Origin of the sequence: Psychrosphaera haliotis, from assembly GCF_039523615.1 — a bacterium.
Taxonomy (GTDB): Bacteria; Pseudomonadota; Gammaproteobacteria; order Enterobacterales; family Alteromonadaceae; genus Psychrosphaera; species Psychrosphaera haliotis.
On record NZ_BAAAFQ010000010.1, the window covers coordinates 41,551 to 57,978 of the forward strand.

Consider the following 16,428-nt stretch of genomic DNA (forward strand, 5'->3'; position numbering starts at 1 on the left):
ATGGAAAAGGATAAAAGGACTTATTACTCCCATATAGACTCGCTACGTGCCATAGCTGTTTTTACGGTAATTTTATTTCATATTAACCACAGCTATTTACCTGGTGGGTTTATTGGCGTTGATATTTTTTTCGTTATTTCCGGTTATTTAATATCGAGCCAACTGTTTAAATCTGTTTCAAACAATACTTTTTCAATAAAAGAGTTTTACGCCCGTCGTATTAAACGAATTTTACCCGCGGCATTATCAGTTATTGTATTTACTATAGTAATAGCGCAGTTTCTTTACTTACCAGAAGATGCAATTAAAGTAGCTGAGTCTGGTATTTGGTCTGCAATATCATTGCCCAATGTGTATTTCTGGAAATTCCAAGATACTAGTTATTTTGCTGCCAGTAGCTATACCACACCGCTATTACATTATTGGTCCCTTGGAGTAGAGGAGCAGTTTTATCTTTTTTGGCCGCTAGTTGTTTTAATTCTATTACCTCGGTTAAACAAGTTTTTATTCAGCATCGTCATATTAGCCACAATACTTATTTCAGCCGGTATTGCTCAAACCCTAATAAGCGAACATCACTCTTTTGTATATTATATGCTTCCAACCAGAGCGGGTGAACTGCTCGTGGGTGCCTTACTGGCCGCATTGCTGCATTTTAATATGATCAAAAAGCCAACCAAAAACACTCCGTTGTTATTGTTGTCTTTAGCTGGAATAGTTGCTTCATGTGTATTTATTTCTTCAACCGATATATTTCCCGGTTGGCTATACCTAGTACCCACAAGTTTTGCAGCTTTATTTATTTGGTCTGGCTTTAACCAAACCTCATTTACTCACAAATTCCTCACCATAAAGCCGGTGCTGTGGTTAGGTAAAGTTTCCTATTCTGCTTACCTTGTTCATTGGCCTCTATTAGCCTTTTATCGATATGGTTACGGTGAGCCATCTGTATTTGCTTCAATTGTTTTATTTTTTACCATTTTGTTATTGGCATTTATCAACTGGAAATTTATAGAAGAACGATTTAGATACTCAAGCGGCACATTTAGCAAATTAGCATTTAAACAATTTATATTGCCTTCTATAATTATTGTCACTATAGCCTTTGCTGTAATTAAAACTGAAGGATTCGGTCTACGGATACTAAACGATACCTACGCTACTGAGTTAGCGAGCACAAGAAATCATGCCGTGACCACCAACAAGTATGATTATATTTGTCAGTACTGGCGGTTAGAAGAAAAGCACTTTAACAACAGTGATTGTATTATTGGTGACAGTAAAGAAACTGACGTTTTGTTATGGGGAGATTCTAACGCAGCTCATTACATAGGAGTCTTCGGCACTATTGCAAAAGAGCAAGGTTGGTCATTTAGAAACGTATCCCACGCTGCTTGCCCGCCCATTTTCACCGATGTAAAAAGTTTTGTTAAAGTTAATCGGTATGACGACTGTGCAAATTCAATTGAGCTAGTGAAAACTAAGTTAGCGCAATATAAAACAATTATTGTCTCTGCTGCGTACAATCATTATCAACAGTTAGACAGTGACTTTATGAGTCACTTTGAAAGTATGGTGTTGGAACTAAATAAGGCTGAAAAAAAAGTAATTATTGTTGGTAAGGCCCCTGTTTTCAAAAAGTTTGATCGCCATTGTTTGTCGAAAACAATCATATATCCCGTCAAAAACTGCCTCAATGTTCAACAATCTGACAAAGCAGAGATTGATGACATTAACAGACAGTTAGCAACGTTCGCAAAAAACACCGAGAACGTTAACTACATAGACTTTAACTCAATAATTTGCAGCAATGGATGCAGCCCATATAGAGAGGGTAAACCTATCTATTTTGATTCTAGTCATATAGAGACCCTATCTTCTTGGAACATAGTACGCAATAGCTCTAACCTAAATTTCACTTTTGAAGGACGAACCCTGTGAATAAATCTTTATCGTTGTATTTAGATGTCTGGCGATTCTCAGCTGCGATGATCGTATTTTTATCACATGTCGCATCACAGAAAATCAGTGGTGGGCTATTCTGGCAAACCAAAGCGTATGACCAAACAGCGGTAATGATATTCTTTGTAATGTCAGGTTTTGTGATTGCTTTTGTCACAGAAAAGAAAGAGAAAAATCTGTTCAGCTTTAGCATTGCTCGTATAAGCAGGCTCTATTCAGTTTTAATTCCTGCCTTGGTCGTTACCATCATTTTCGACTATATCGGCTTTAAAATAAATCCTGAATTTTACCTTGGAGGACCTTGGCCTTTCGACACTGAGAACTTATTTACTAACTATTTTCTATCTTTTTTTATGATTCAAAATGTTTGGAATCTTGGGTTTAACCCCGGTATCAACCAACCTTTTTGGTCACTATCCTTTGAGTGGCTTTACTACATAATTTTTGCCTGTGCATTTTTCCTAAAATCAAAGTGGAAGTATCTACTGCTAACTATTTTTGCCATCATCGCCGGACCTACAATACTTGCTTTATTACCAATTTGGATCGCAGGCTTTGTTTTGTATAAAGCGATGCAAAAAAGCACTAGCAGTGAATATTCTTTTACACGCGCAGTGATATCATTGCTTGCATTAATACTCCTGGTCTTTTTTGGCCCAGAAATCAGAAGTATTGATTTTAACTCTACGTTTATCCAAAGAAAGGAAATTTTTGGCGATTACTTTGACGCACTAATGTTCTGTATACACATATACTTCTCACCAGCACTTCTTAAGTCATTCTCTGCGGTGCTAGAGAGATTTGAGAGTTATATTAGATGGGTGGCATCATTAACGTTTGCTCTTTATTTATTCCACAGACCAATAATTCAAACTGTCGCAGCAATTAATCCTTACGACAACTCCCATTGGTTGTATCTATTGGCGTTGTTCTTTATCCCATTCACCATTGTTGTTACTATTGGTCGTTGGGCAGAGAAACAAAAATATACGATTAAAAATTTGTTGGCGAGCAAATTCCAAAGCAAATATTAAAGGACTTTAGTTTAGTGAAAAACATTCTCGCAATTAGCTACTTATTCCCAAACGCCGAGCGTCCTAATCATGGGATCTTTGTTTTTAATCGATTAAAAGCAATGAGTAAATATGCAAATGTGACTGTGATTAATCCTATCCCTTGGTCTCCAGTGCATGGCTTCATAGATAAATTTAAACACTTAGCTAACATTCCTTTTAAAGCCGAACGCGATGGCATTACGATTTACCATCCACGGTTCTTTTCTATTCCTGGCCACTTTAAAGGTTTAGAAGTGGTGACTTATAAACAAGCGGTAAAGAATGTTATTAAGCAAATTGGTTTTGAGTTTGATTTAGTTGATCTTCACTGGACCTTTCCAGACTTGCCATCCGGCGATTACCTTAGTAACTACTATAAAGTACCTTACAGAGTTACCTTGCGCGGTATGGAAGCCTTCCACCAGCAAGACGGCGATGTAAGAGAAACTTTAGTGGCGCATTACCTTTCTAAAGTAGATAGTATTATTTCGTTAAGCGAAGAAATGGCTGACACTGCTGATAAAATTGCCAATACACGTTCAAAAACAAAAGTAGTGAGAAACGGTGTTGATACCGACGCGTTTTATCATATTGATCAAGCTGAGTGTCGAGAAAAGTTAGACTTACCGCCCGATCAAAAGATCATTTTAGGTGTAGGTGCCCTTATTCACCGTAAAGGTTTTGATGTTGTCATTAAAGCGCTAAAAAAAATCATCCTACAACTAGGCTTAAACAACACTCACTTTTATATTTTAGGCTCAGAAGGTGCTGAAGGTGATTACCGTAAAGAACTAAAAGCCTTAGTTACTAGCCTTGGCCTTAAAGACCATGTTCACTTTGTGGGTGCCGTACCTAATAATGAGCTTATTACTTGGTATAACGCAGCTGACGTATTTTGTTTGTCTAGCCGCGGTGAAGGTAGCCCTAACGTACTAACAGAAGCATTAGCTAGTGGCTGTCCTGCAGTAGCTACCAATGTAGGTAGCGTACCAGAGATTATGACCAGCGAACCAAACTTAGGTACCGTTGTTAAAGTAGACGACATTGATGCCATTACTAAAGACTTAAGTGACTTACTTCTCACAGAAACAGACAGAGCCACTCAAGCTGCTAACTTAAACAAATACACCTGGGATTGGTGTGCAAAGCAAGTGGTTTAACATTTTAGTTTACTCCAGCTTACAAATCGAATTATTCGGTAAACTACTTTGTACCAATTGAATTTCATTTAATATTAATTGTGTTTTTTGATCATAGTTAACATTTATATTTATACTCTGGTACTCTTTTTTATCACCACTATATATATACTCCCCTAACCCATAAGAGTGCGGTGCAATGGTAACAGAGTCAAACTCCTCCCATTGTGCAGCGGTTTCACGTGAATAACGCTCTACACTTGTTAGAGATATTCTTGGGTTAAAGTACTTTCTTTCATCTGAGTTGTTATACCAAACCAGCCTAATCTTATCCCCATTAGACAGTTTATATGCGCCTTCAGAAACTCCTTGATAGTTATATGAACCGCTACTAGCTACTGTGTTAGTAAAGCCATTTAGGTAAAGCCCAGTGTATTTATCCTTGATTATTTTTTTGAAATCAGAATCAAGATAAATTCCGCTACTTTCCCACTCTCTAAAGTTGGCAATTACTTTACAATTGGAGGCAGTATAATAGTCTTCTGGGTGTATTTTTATACCGGCAGGTACATTGATAATAATATTGTCATTTCTATGTATTTTAAGTTCAAACTCATAATGACCTTCAGTAACAAGGACCCCCTCAATGTTGTGCTTATCATTTAGCACTAAACCAGGAGGCAAAAACAAAGTTTCAATGTTAGTGATGTTTTTATCAATGTTAAACTCACTTAGATCAAACTGGTACTGCCGACCTTCAACCCCCTCAACCAACTCAATAGGTTGTAAGTTTATGCTGGGCTGCAAAGTCTCTAACTCTATTTTATCTAAAATAATTGCACTATTTTCAGTGCTATTTTTGGCTACATTTATAATATTAATAAGGCCACTTTCCCGTTCTGACAGAGTATATGTAGATGTTTTCTGGTCACTTGCAACTAGGGTTAAAGGCTCCATTTGCTGCCATATTCCACCTTTTCCAGAACCTTGCCTATCATTGTCGGTGAAGCTAATAGTGGGAGTAAATTCATGATCAGCATAAGAAACGTTGTGCCAAGTAAAAATTAATTTATCTCCTGCGGTCAAGTCTAACCCTGGGCCCTGAATACCCTGGTAATTGTATCCTTCACCCATACCAAATTTCGTATAAATACCAATGTCATTAAAGCCTGTATATCTATCTCTTATAACTGTATTTAAGTCATAAAAGCTAAGCTCAGTTTCTTCACTAGAATTTTTAAAGTCGGCTAACAATATTACTTTTTTGTCATTAATTGGGTTTAGCTCTCTCTCTACCTTAACTGTAAAGCTTTTTTGTATTGCAGAACCCACAGAGTCTTTAATTTGAGCGATTAATTCAAAGCTTTCTGACTCTTCAGTTATTCCTTTTAAAAAGCCTGTTTCATTAATTTGATATGTACTATTTGGGCGTTTAATTAGGTCAAAGTTATAAGGTGGTACACCGCCTGATACTAATAGTTGAGCACTATACTTAGTATTGCTCTTTGCTATAGGTAGCTCCTCTGTAACAAAACTTAAAGGCCCATCATTAACTGAATCGTCAATAACAGAAAATTCATAGCTGATTGTTTTTACCAAGTTCTTCTTTTTAATTTCGCCAAGACCAGGCACGTTAACTAATTCGTTATCTACTTTGGACTCTTCTATACCCTCTCGTTTTGAAACATCTTTAATCGCAAAGTATATTGTTTTACCTTGCTCAACCTTAATTTTGTGTTCCTGGTTTAGCTCTAAAGCGGCCCATATTTGGTTATAACCGGAGTTTGGTTTTTTGATTAAACCAACACTACTATTTAATGCTCTATTAAAGTTAATAACTTCCTTGGGTACATGTGCTTCTTCGAAATTAAGGTTGTTTATTGGGCTAAATGCATAACGAACCTCGTATTCGGCGCTACACTGTAAACATCGGTACTTATCATTAAAACTAATGTCGAACAAGAGCTTATCGGGATCAAAACCAACACCTACATTATTTATAGTCTCTTCATTCTCATAATCTACATAGCCAAGTCGTATTTCATCAATATAGTACTCAGAAAAAACAGGTAGATTTTTAGAAAAGCTAGGTACTAATGCTAACGCCGCTATATGTTCAAAATATTCTTGCCCTTTACCACTAAATTCGTACCCGCCCTCATCAAACGCACTGTACGGTCCAGGAGAGCCGCCATTAAAATGCAATGGGTGAGCATCAAATTGAACTTTGGTCCAACCTCCCATAGGTATGTTTGATACATAGTGATAATAATGTCCTTTTCTTGAATCATTAATAAAAGGATAAATAGAGAACTGAATATTTGGCCGTCTTAGAGAATTGGATTTCACTTGAGAGGCTAAGTTACCAGCAGCAGGTGGCATTTTAAGCCAAAGAGTAAGCCGATTTTTACCTTTAAATTGACCAAATAATGCGGTTGAAGATTGAGTCTTTAAATAAAGTGAGAGGCCGCCGTCGAGTGTCGAAGGCTCCCCCAGGTGTGGTGATGTTAAATCAGCGTCCATAAAGTCTTGCTTAGACTTTATTTCAGGTCCCATAAATGAGACACCGCCTTCTGAATTTGCATAAGCACCACCAGTCATTTGAACTTTTAACGACGCTCCCTTTTTAGCTATTGATGTGTCTGCATCAATAAAACCAAATCGAGTCCAACCCATGTGAGATGTATTGTAATAATTATAATAGGGAGAAAGCTTAAGCCCATCTATGCTGCAAAGATTTGACTGACTTAATCCGTTGTAAACATTGCAGTCATTGTTGCCTTTATCGGAATAAAACCATTCATCAAAGCCGTTCTCAATCTTTCCATCTATAAAGTCGAAGCTCATAAAAAGCTCATCTTCATTGGCTACGGATGTCTGGGGGCTATTTTCGCTGCTTTCAGTATTTGCAGTGCTAGTTGAACTTTGTTTGTTCTTTTCCTTAGATTCACCGCTACAGGATATAAGCAATGTCGCTAACATCATAAAACCAAAAACACTCTTCATTGTTCTAAAACCTTGTGATTGTGAAACACGGTTACATAGGGAGTTTAAAGTGTAGAACATAATTTACGACTCATTTTATGTTTGGGTGATAGAACAATAACTAGGACATTAAATAGAACAATCATACGTAGCGAACTAGGCGCTAGCTCATGTCTATTTTAAACACAATTTGATTGGGCTCATAACAAAGAGTTACCTCAAAGTTAAAAATAGCTCTAACCGCTTGATCGTATGTCATTTAAAACTGTCTGTTTTTTTTACAGCACTGCTCACAAAATCAGCAATAAATTAACAAAAACCATTTAAAACAACACCATAGATAAGGTGAAAACCTTGGCGTCAAATTTGCTTACATCTGACTATTCGAACCAGTAAATAATAATGACAAACGGAATTATAATGAAAAAAATATTAATTTTGGCTGCTATTGCTCTAATGAGCATAAACACGGCTTATGCTAGCTTAATTTACAGCACTTCAAATATATCAAACAACCTTCGCGATATTTCAAGCACAGGTACACAATTTAATCTTTCAGACGACGCTATGACCGGCGAGATAGGTATGGGGTTTAACTTTGGTTTTTACGATATTTTTGTAAATACAGTCAATGTTTCTTCTAATGGCTTTTTAGCGTTAGGTGGATTTGCTAGCGACGACGGCTGTTGCTCAGGCAAGCCACTTCCTGCAGATGACGGATACAATGGCATTATTGCGGGCCTTTGGGAAGACCTAGACACTAATAACAACACTACGGGCGCCATGTTTTATCAAACGCTAGGCGCTGTTGGTTCTAGAGAGTTTGTTGTTGGTTTTTATGATGTGGCGCATTACTCCAACTCTGATCCAGTGACCTTTGAAATGATTTTACATGAAGGTTCTAATAATATTGAGTTTCAATATGGACTAGTTTCTTATGAAAACGGTACACACTCAGTAGGGATTGAAAATACCACAGGCACTAGCGGTATCCAGTATTTATATGGCGATGACATTGAGCGCTTGTCAAACACTGGCGTATTATTTTCAACAACACCAGTATCTGAGCCAAGCATGCTTGCTATGTTTGCATTTGGTTTATTAGCAATGAGACGTTTACGTAAAAACGCCTAAGCCAATTAATGCAATTTGGGGTTTCGCTTTAAACAAGCCCCAACATTACTTGCTCTAACTGCCTTGCCTTTTGTTCACGGTTATAGGCAGTTAAATCTCTTTGATATACAGTAACCTGTCCCTGCTCATTTTTACTGCCAATTAGCTTTGTAATTCCTACTGCCAATTCTTCCGCTGCCATGCCGGTTTCAACGCCATCAAATGATGATGCTAACTTGTAGGTTGCGCCTTGCGAGTCAGCTTTTACTAACATTGCACGTTGGGTTCTTAGGTATTCGTATACTTTGCCCGGGATTTGTTTGTTAAATCGAGCGTCTTGAATAAGCACTAATGCATCGGCTCGTGTCATATTATTTAATGCATTAATAAAGGGCACAGGTTCAACAAACTGAACTAAATCAGCAATGCCCAATGCAATTAATACATCACTAAATTCTTCGCCACTGCCAGCTCCTTGAAATATTAATTCAAAGTTATCGGCAGTCACTAAACCATCATTGTTTAACATGGCTATGGCTTCAAATATTGGCACTGGATCGCGACCATGCGCATATAAAACACCACTGTAATACATTGAGAATTTTTTTGAGTCAAACGGCGTATTGGCGCGTTCTAACGAATTTAAAGCGGCCAGCCGTTCAAAGTTTGCTTCGTCAAACCCGTTTTCAATGACGGTATTTTTACTTTCAACTAAAGCACCATACTTAGCCTGATATAAATCGCGCACGGCGGCAGTTGCGTAAGTAAGGTGGGCGGAATTTCGCATGACTTGGCGGTCTATTTTTTTATGTATGTAGTCCAACCATCGCCCTGCGCTGCCATTCATGTAATGACAAGGGTCTCGATAGTCAGCAACCCAAGGCAAGCCTGTCTGTTTGGCTAATTTGTTGGCAATGTAGTGTGTGCTTGGTGTTGGTGCAGAAGACCAAATAACGTCGGGCTTATATTTTTTTATTAACTTTGCGCCCACTCTAACCGACGAAGGAATCCATGTTAGGCCCCAGCGGTCTGGCGTTTCCATAATAGAAAAGTATTTACCTTTGTACGACAAGTCGCGCTGAACATCGAGCGCTCGAGTGCGGTAAATTTTATCGTCAGGCCCGTCTTGATAGGTTGAGTCTATTTTTGAATATGCACTTGGGTTTGCGGTTAATACAATAACTTCCCAGCCCCACTGTTTTAAATATCGATAAAAACTTTCGATGCGTGGAACCGACGCGCCATTGCTTGGTGGAAACTCAAAGGCGATCATCAGAACGGTTTTAGTGGCGCTCACGGGTAGTTACTCTCCGGCTATTTTTAGTATTGATAAACAAAACTGATTAAATTCTTTTCGATGTGGCATAAACCTAGGCAACGCCGTTAAACTGGTTTTAGACGTAATGCCACCATCATTGGTTGCTACACCATATTGGATGCCAAGTTCATTTAGCATGTGTTGATGTTCTACTTTAAAGTCTCGACCAAACCAGCCGTTTGGGTACGCAAATAACGACGGCGCTTCACCCAAAATGTCAGTTAAATACTCAACCGACCCAATCACTTCTTGTTTTGCCACCTCTGGATTCTGCATAGCAAGAATACTATGAGAGTGAGTGTGGGCTCCAACATCGTGGCCAAGTTTTGCTATTTTATTTAACTGTTGTGCCTTCATCATGCACCTGGCTGGCTCAAAACGACCTATTTTTTTGTAAATAGCGTTAAGTACGTCGTCTCGTTCTTGATTCGCTAAAAACTTAATTTTATTTACTAGGTATAAATAAGCGTTTGCTTTTTCTTGTTCGGTATTAAGCACAAATGACTGGTCGAATAGTCCAAACTGCGTGGCCATGGTATTTTTTAACGACTCTGCCAATTCATCATTCCACAAGTAACCTCGTTCAGTGCCTTTTGTGGCGATAAAAAAGCTGGCCTTTATTCCGAGTTTCTCAAAAACTGGCAGTGCATTGTCAAAGTTATCGGCATAACCATCGTCAAAGCTTAGCACTAATGCCTTTGGAGGCAACTTACCTTGTTCAATCAAAGCCAGCGCTTGGCTTAAAGAAAATATCTTAAAGTACTTATTGAGCTTGGTTAGCAACACTTCAAAATTGGCTGAGGTGATGTCGTCGGGGCAAAATAATGAAGGCTCGTTAACAACGCGATGAAAATACAATACTGCCAAAGGGTGTTCTTTATGCTTTATTCTATTTATGAAGGCCAATAGGCTTAAACCAAAATGTAACATTCCTTTTGTATCCTTACTTATCAGCGCGATTAACAAGAGTACACGGAGTTGTTTTCTTTGTGAATAACCTAATGTGCAATACCAACATATAATGACTATATTTATTGCGGCGCTAGTGGCAGAATAACACTCATTATTTTTGGTAATTAGCGAGCTAACTTTTTGTTTAGAATTGCTAATAACTTGCTATGGAAATTTAAATAGGCAGCGTAAATGAAAAAGGTTCTAACGGTATTTGGTACACGCCCTGAAGCAATAAAAATGGCGCCCTTGGTACACAAATTAGCAGCGGCAGAAGGTTTAGACGCTAAAGTTTGCGTAACGGCTCAACACCGCGAGATGTTAGATCAGGTTTTAGAGTTATTTGAAATTAAGCCTGACTACGACCTTAATATTATGAAGCCTGGCCAAGACCTGTACGACGTGACCACCAATATTTTAAGTGGTTTAAAGCCTGTTTTGGCGGAGTTCAAACCCGACGTTGTTTTAGTTCATGGTGATACTACCACTACATTTTCAGCATCCTTAGCCTCGTTTTACCAACAAATAAAAGTGGGTCATGTTGAAGCTGGATTACGCACAGGCAATATTTATTCGCCTTGGCCAGAAGAAGCAAACCGCAAGCTAACAGGCTCGCTCACCAATTTCCATTTTGCCCCTACGTCATTATCTGAGTCTAATTTACTTAAAGAAAACGTATTGCCATCAAGCATTACAGTGACCGGCAATACCGTTATTGATGCGCTACTTTGGGTTAAAAACAAACTTGAAACAGACAGTCAATTACAAACACAGTTTGCGAAGAAGTTCGACTTTTTAGATGCGTCGAAAAAGCTGATTTTAGTGACTGGTCATCGCCGTGAAAGTTTTGGTGGTGGATTTGAGCGAATTTGTGCTGCGCTTGCTGAAATTGCCGAACAACGTGAAGACGTGCAAATTGTTTACCCAATGCATTTGAATCCAAATGTTAGAGAGCCAGTGAATCGCCTGCTGTCAAAACACAAAAACATTATTCTTATTGAGCCACAAGACTACTTACCGTTTGTTTACCTTATGAATCAGAGTTATTTGATTATTACGGACTCAGGCGGCGTGCAAGAAGAAGCGCCATCGTTAGGTAAGCCTGTTTTAGTGATGCGCGATACCACTGAACGCCCTGAAGCAGTAGAAGCAGGAACCGTTAGGTTAGTCGGTACCGACGTTCAAAAGATCACAGAAAATACATTCGAATTATTAAACGATGCCGCCGTATATGAAAACATGGCTCGCGCCCATAACCCTTATGGTGATGGTGAAGCTTGTCAGCGCATCGTAAACACGCTTTTAGAGGAATTATAAAATGGAATTTAAAAAAGTTTCCGTTATTGGACTAGGTTACATAGGTTTACCAACGGCTGCGGTGATTGCTTCGCGCGGTATTAAAGTGGTGGGTGTTGAAATTAACCAAAAGGCGGTAGACACCATTAACGCCGGTAACATTCACATTGTTGAGCCTGATTTAGATATTGTTGTAAAAAGCGTTGTATCCACTGGCAACCTTCGTGCTACTACACAAGTTGAACCTGCTGAAGCCTTTATGATTGCAGTGCCTACTCCGTTTAAACATGGCGAAGATGATTCCCACAGCCCTGATTTGAGTTACATAGAGTCGGCGGCTAAAGCCATTGCTCCGGTATTGGAAAAAGGCAATTTGGTTATTTTAGAATCGACGTCTCCCGTTGGTGCGACAGAAAAACTAGCGGGCTGGTTAAAAGAAGCGCGTCCAGATTTAACCTTCCCACAAGATGTTGGTGAGCAGGCAGATATTAATGTTGCCCATTGTCCAGAACGCGTACTACCAGGATATGTTTTACAGGAATTAGTATCGAACGACCGTGTTATTGGCGGCATTTCTCCAGCTTGTAGTGCTAAAGCCGTTGCGCTTTATCAAACTTTTGTTCGTGGCGAGTGCATTATTACTAATGCTCGTACCGCTGAAATGGCGAAGTTAACAGAAAACTCATTCCGAGACGTTAACATTGCCTTTGCCAATGAGCTTTCAACAATTTGTGATCAGTTACACATTAACGTGTGGGAATTGATTAAATTAGCGAATCGTCACCCTCGTGTGAATATTTTGAATCCAGGTCCTGGTGTTGGCGGCCATTGTATTGCCGTTGATCCTTGGTTTATTGTTGATAGTTGCCCAGAGCAAGCCAAACTAATCAAAAAAGCTCGCTTAGTGAATGACAACAAACCTCATTATGTTATTGATCAAATAAAAGAAGCCGCTGACCAATTTAAAAAGCCTGTGATTGCTTGTTTAGGTTTAGCCTTTAAAGCTGACATTGACGACTTACGTGAAAGCCCTGCAGTACAGATTGTTGAGCACCTAGCAAACGACAATATTGGTGAATTATTAGCGGTTGAACCTAACATTAGTGAATTACCAGAGTCGATGACAAGTAAAGGTGTTGAGTTTGCTTCATTAACTCAAGCGTTAGAGCGCGCCAATGTGATTGTTGTATTGGTTGATCACAAAGAGTTTAAGTCTGCTGATAAAGCGGCCTTTGCGAAAAAAGTAGTGATTGATACACGCGGTATTCTTTAACTCAAAAAAGGAGGTTTAGTGTGACACTTCGTAATTTAACATCCATTGGTTTTGTTGGTTTACTGCTGTTATCTAACCTCTTTGCTGCTCACTCTTATGCTAAACAAGTATTTGTAGATGGTCAGTCTTTTAGTTCATTAGCGGAAGCTAAACCGGCTATTAAAGACGGCAGTCGCATTTATTTAGAAAAAGGCGTTTATACTCAAGGTGTGTACTTAACCGCTAGCAACATTTCAATTTTAGGCGAACCTGGCGTTGTATTTGATGGCGCTACTGCCGATGGCAAAGGCGCATTAGTATTAACTGGCAACGATGTTGTTGTTGAGTCAATTGAATGCAAAAACATAGCGGTGCCCGATGGCAATGGCGCCTGTATTCGGTTTGAAGGCGAAAACATTACCATTCGAGACTTGTATGCACATGACAGTCAGTCTGGTGTAAAAACAAGCCGCGTAAAAGGCTTTGTTCATATTGAGTTTTCTAAATTTGAACGTATTGGCAATCGCAATGGCTTTTCCCATAGCATGTATATTATTGCCGATGAATTAGTAGTGCGTTATAGCCAAATTTTAAGCACAAAAAGCCAAGGGTCTGGCATAAAGTCTCGTTCTAAAAAAGTGATTGTTGAAAATAGCCTGTTGGCTTCCCTCGACGGTGTTGATAGTCGTTTAATCGACATGGCGGAATACGGCGAGTTAATTGTTCGTGACAGTATTTTGCAGCAAGGCGATAACTCCTCAAACAGCCAACTCATTGCTTACGGACTTGAAAAGAAAGCCAGGAAGTTTGCCGTTAATCGAATTGAACTGCGCAATAATTTAATATTTTTTGATCGTACTCGCCCAAATGTGCTTATTTCAAAACGTTTAGACGACGGTTTTGTAAGTAGCGGCAATATGTTTATTGGCGATTTAAATCACCCTGACCAAATGGTGCCTTATAATGAATGGTTTTTAAGCCGACAAGACGCCAAGTTAGAACCTTACCCTTATTTACCTAAAATATCGGAACGAGAGAAAGTAATGACTTTTGTTCGGGTAGCAGGATCACAGAAGAATTTATAATTAAATGGATATTTCAACATCACACTCAGCCGTTAGCGTATCGTTATTATCGTCTACCGACCATGACCTTTGGGATAAGTATGTACATACTAAACCTGAAGCAAGCATTTACCATCAAAGTAAATGGCTTACACTTATTGAGTCTTCTCTTAAACAAAACGGCTTTTATTTTATTGCAAAAGACGCAACCAATAACGTTGTGGGTATTTTGCCTATCATTAATTTGAAAAGTTGGCTGTTTGGCAATTATATGGTGTCCATGCCGTATTTTAATTACGGGGCTGCTATTGCAGATTCACCTGAAATTGAAGCGCAACTTATGCAAGCGGCCATTAAACAAGGCGAAACACTTAAGGTGAGCCACATACAGCTTCGTGCTTCTGAGCCTTTTGTATCATCGGCAACAACCGACCCGATGACGGTATCGACACAAAAAGTAAACATGATTTTGGACTTACCGGAAACGCCAGAGTTATTAGGCAAGGCGATAGGCTCTAAGCGTCGTTCACAAATAAAAAGGCCAATACGTGAAGGTGTGTCTCATAAGTTTGGTGGCGTGGAGTTACTTGAAGATTTTTACGAAGTGTTTTGCTTGAACATGCGCGACTTAGGTACACCGGTTTACAGCAAACTATTTTTTAAGGCGATATTAGAAACCTTTGCCGACAATGCCCTGCTATGTGTTGTGTATTGGGAAGGCAAACCTGTGTCTACCGGCTTTTTACTGCACAACAATGGCCGTATGGAAATTCCATGGGCTAGCACAGTGCGTTACGCCAACCGAATTTCTGTGAATATGTATTTGTATTGGCAGATTTTAAGTTATGCCATTGAGAATGATTTTAAACAGTTTGATTTTGGCCGCTCAACCATTGACGCAGGCACTTACAAATTTAAAAAGCAGTGGGGCGCAGAGCCTCAGCAATGTTATTGGTATCACTGGGTTCCAGAAGGTGCACAAGCGCCAGATTTATCGCCGAGCAGTGGTAAATTTGATTTAGCGATTCAGGTTTGGCAGAAATTGCCATTGTGGGTCACTAAGATGATAGGCCCACCAATTGTACGGAACTTACCTTAGCTCTATTTGATATAGTCCCATGTAGGCATCGACCATTTTATCCATGCTGTAATTATCAAATACAAGTTGATGGGCAACACCGGTTTTTTGCAATCGTGCCTGCTCATCTAACAGTATGTTGTTTAGCGTTTCGGCATAGGATTCCACGTTTTTACTTTCAACAAACCAAGCATGGCTTTCGTCGATAAACTTGGCAATACCGCCCACGTTTGTAGTGATTACAGGAACCTTTAATGCCATGGCTTCCAAAATAGTCATTGGCATGGCTTCATAATTTGATGACAGCGCAAACAAATCTGTATTGGACAAAATGTCGGCCACATCAGATCTAAAACCTAAAAACTCAACATCTTTGGCGCTACTTAGTGCATTGTTAAAATCCACTAACTCTTGATAAATAGGCCCATTACCCGCCAGCTGAAGTTTTACATTTTCCCAATTAGGGTAGGTCTTTTTAGCCAAATCAAACGCCGACAATAATAACTTTTGATTTTTAATTGGGTCTAATCGGCCAACCGTTGTGATCACAAACGGCCCATTGCCAGAGGCGGACGTGACAGAGGCATGGTGTTCTGACGTTTGGTGTTCTGACGTTTGGTTTTCTGAGGAACCGTTTGTCACGACTTGTTTTCCTGCAACTTGTTTAACAGCAACGTCTTTTTCAACTGTAACGCCATTAAAGATAAGTTGGACTTTGCTTTCGCTGATTTTTAAAGCTTCCGTCACCCATCTATATAAGTCATACGACACCACAATATAATGGTCGATAAACTTGGAAATCAGTTGTCTGAAGCGATTGTTAAACTTGTTCTTACCAGCCGGGTCATCGCCACCACGGCCATGATCGCAATGCACGGTAACAGGAACACCCGCTAATTTTGCCGCTAGATGATATTCAATAGTGCCAAAGTTATAAGAGTGAAATGCCACCGGCTTTATTCGTTTAAGCAATTTGAAAAGTTTGAGATGACTGAAAATGTCATTACCTGGCTGTTTGCCTAAACAATAAACTTCAACGGGTACGTTAATTTCTTTGGCGAGCTCAAAGTCTGTTGTTAACGAAATGAGCACGTGTTTTACATTGTAATGCGCAGAATTATTAATGAGATTAACCACTACCTTTTCAAGGCCGCCGCAGCCAAAACTTGGCACAATATGCACGACTTTTTTCTTGTTCAGACAGTTATTTATAGG

12 protein-coding genes are annotated in these 16,428 nt (G+C 39.2%); 8 read left to right on the plus strand and 4 right to left on the minus strand.

Annotated features, from left to right (window positions below; genetic code table 11):
- The 3 genes from ABD009_RS12415 to ABD009_RS12425 are packed head-to-tail and all read left to right on the plus strand — an operon-like array spanning position 1 to position 4,177.
- Positions 1-1,941 carry an acyltransferase family protein gene (locus tag ABD009_RS12415; RefSeq protein WP_343825860.1) on the plus strand — a complete coding sequence of 647 codons (1,941 nt, stop codon included), beginning with the start codon at positions 1-3 and terminating at the stop codon, positions 1,939-1,941.
- Positions 1,938-2,996 (plus strand): acyltransferase family protein, encoded by a 1,059-nt coding sequence (locus ABD009_RS12420; protein ID WP_343825862.1) that lies wholly within the window; start codon positions 1,938-1,940, stop codon positions 2,994-2,996. Before ABD009_RS12415 ends, ABD009_RS12420 begins: the two co-directional genes overlap by 4 nt.
- Positions 2,997-3,010: 14 nt before the next feature.
- Entirely contained in the window at positions 3,011-4,177 is a 1,167-nt protein-coding gene (locus ABD009_RS12425) for a glycosyltransferase (RefSeq protein ID WP_343825864.1), read from the plus strand.
- Positions 4,178-4,186: 9 nt separating this feature from the next.
- Here the strand turns inward: ABD009_RS12425 and ABD009_RS12430 are convergent, their stop codons facing one another.
- Entirely contained in the window at positions 4,187-7,162 is a 2,976-nt protein-coding gene (locus ABD009_RS12430) for a hypothetical protein (protein WP_343825866.1), read from the minus strand.
- Positions 7,163-7,561: 399 nt separating this feature from the next.
- Between ABD009_RS12430 and ABD009_RS12435 the strand changes: the two genes are divergently transcribed.
- Positions 7,562-8,275 carry a PEP-CTERM sorting domain-containing protein gene (locus tag ABD009_RS12435; RefSeq protein WP_343825868.1) on the plus strand — a complete coding sequence of 238 codons (714 nt, stop codon included), beginning with the start codon at positions 7,562-7,564 and terminating at the stop codon, positions 8,273-8,275.
- Between the two features lie 28 nt (positions 8,276-8,303).
- Here ABD009_RS12435 and ABD009_RS12440 read toward each other — a convergent pair whose 3' ends face one another.
- Together ABD009_RS12440 and ABD009_RS12445 are read right to left on the minus strand one after the other, a co-directional pair.
- The gene (locus tag ABD009_RS12440) at positions 8,304-9,551 is read right to left on the minus strand and encodes a glycosyltransferase (protein ID WP_343825870.1); all 1,248 of its coding nucleotides are present in this window, start codon (positions 9,549-9,551) and stop codon (positions 8,304-8,306) included.
- Positions 9,552-9,557: 6 nt separating this feature from the next.
- Positions 9,558-10,502 carry a polysaccharide deacetylase family protein gene (locus tag ABD009_RS12445; RefSeq protein ID WP_343825872.1) on the minus strand — a complete coding sequence of 315 codons (945 nt, stop codon included), beginning with the start codon at positions 10,500-10,502 and terminating at the stop codon, positions 9,558-9,560.
- Positions 10,503-10,715: 213 nt separating this feature from the next.
- On the opposite strand from ABD009_RS12445, the gene wecB reads away from it, so the two are divergent.
- The 4 genes from wecB to ABD009_RS12465 are packed head-to-tail and all read left to right on the plus strand — an operon-like array spanning position 10,716 to position 15,234.
- A complete protein-coding gene (wecB, locus tag ABD009_RS12450) occupies positions 10,716-11,840 on the plus strand; it encodes a non-hydrolyzing UDP-N-acetylglucosamine 2-epimerase (RefSeq protein ID WP_343825875.1) in 1,125 nt (374 codons plus the stop codon).
- A gap of 1 nt (position 11,841) precedes the next feature.
- On the plus strand, positions 11,842-13,092 hold the full coding sequence (gene wecC, locus ABD009_RS12455; protein ID WP_343825877.1) for a UDP-N-acetyl-D-mannosamine dehydrogenase: 1,251 nt from the start codon (positions 11,842-11,844) through the stop codon (positions 13,090-13,092).
- Between the two features lie 20 nt (positions 13,093-13,112).
- A complete protein-coding gene (locus tag ABD009_RS12460; protein WP_343825879.1) occupies positions 13,113-14,156 on the plus strand; it encodes a hypothetical protein in 1,044 nt (347 codons plus the stop codon).
- 4 nt (positions 14,157-14,160) lie between these two features.
- Positions 14,161-15,234 carry a FemAB family XrtA/PEP-CTERM system-associated protein gene (locus ABD009_RS12465; protein WP_343825881.1) on the plus strand — a complete coding sequence of 358 codons (1,074 nt, stop codon included), beginning with the start codon at positions 14,161-14,163 and terminating at the stop codon, positions 15,232-15,234.
- On the opposite strand, the gene ABD009_RS12470 is transcribed toward ABD009_RS12465, so the two are convergent.
- Positions 15,226-16,395: a glycosyltransferase gene (locus ABD009_RS12470; protein ID WP_343825884.1), complete on the minus strand. Its 1,170-nt coding sequence runs from the start codon at positions 16,393-16,395 to the stop codon at positions 15,226-15,228. The two genes, ABD009_RS12465 and ABD009_RS12470, sit on opposite strands and share 9 nt — an antisense overlap.
- Positions 16,396-16,428: the final 33 nt, after the last annotated feature.

Excerpts from the sequence above, each read along its gene's own strand:
- ABD009_RS12415 (WP_343825860.1), top strand. The coding sequence starts at position 1 with ATGGAAAAGGATAAAAGGACTTATTACTCCCATATAGACTCGCTACGT.
- ABD009_RS12430 (WP_343825866.1), bottom strand. The coding sequence starts at position 7,162 with ATGAAGAGTGTTTTTGGTTTTATGATGTTAGCGACATTGCTTATATCC.
- ABD009_RS12435 (WP_343825868.1), top strand. The coding sequence starts at position 7,562 with ATGAAAAAAATATTAATTTTGGCTGCTATTGCTCTAATGAGCATAAAC.
- wecB (WP_343825875.1), top strand. The coding sequence starts at position 10,716 with ATGAAAAAGGTTCTAACGGTATTTGGTACACGCCCTGAAGCAATAAAA.
- ABD009_RS12465 (WP_343825881.1), top strand. The coding sequence starts at position 14,161 with ATGGATATTTCAACATCACACTCAGCCGTTAGCGTATCGTTATTATCG.
- ABD009_RS12445 (WP_343825872.1), bottom strand. The coding sequence starts at position 10,502 with ATGTTACATTTTGGTTTAAGCCTATTGGCCTTCATAAATAGAATAAAG.
- wecC (WP_343825877.1), top strand. The coding sequence starts at position 11,842 with ATGGAATTTAAAAAAGTTTCCGTTATTGGACTAGGTTACATAGGTTTA.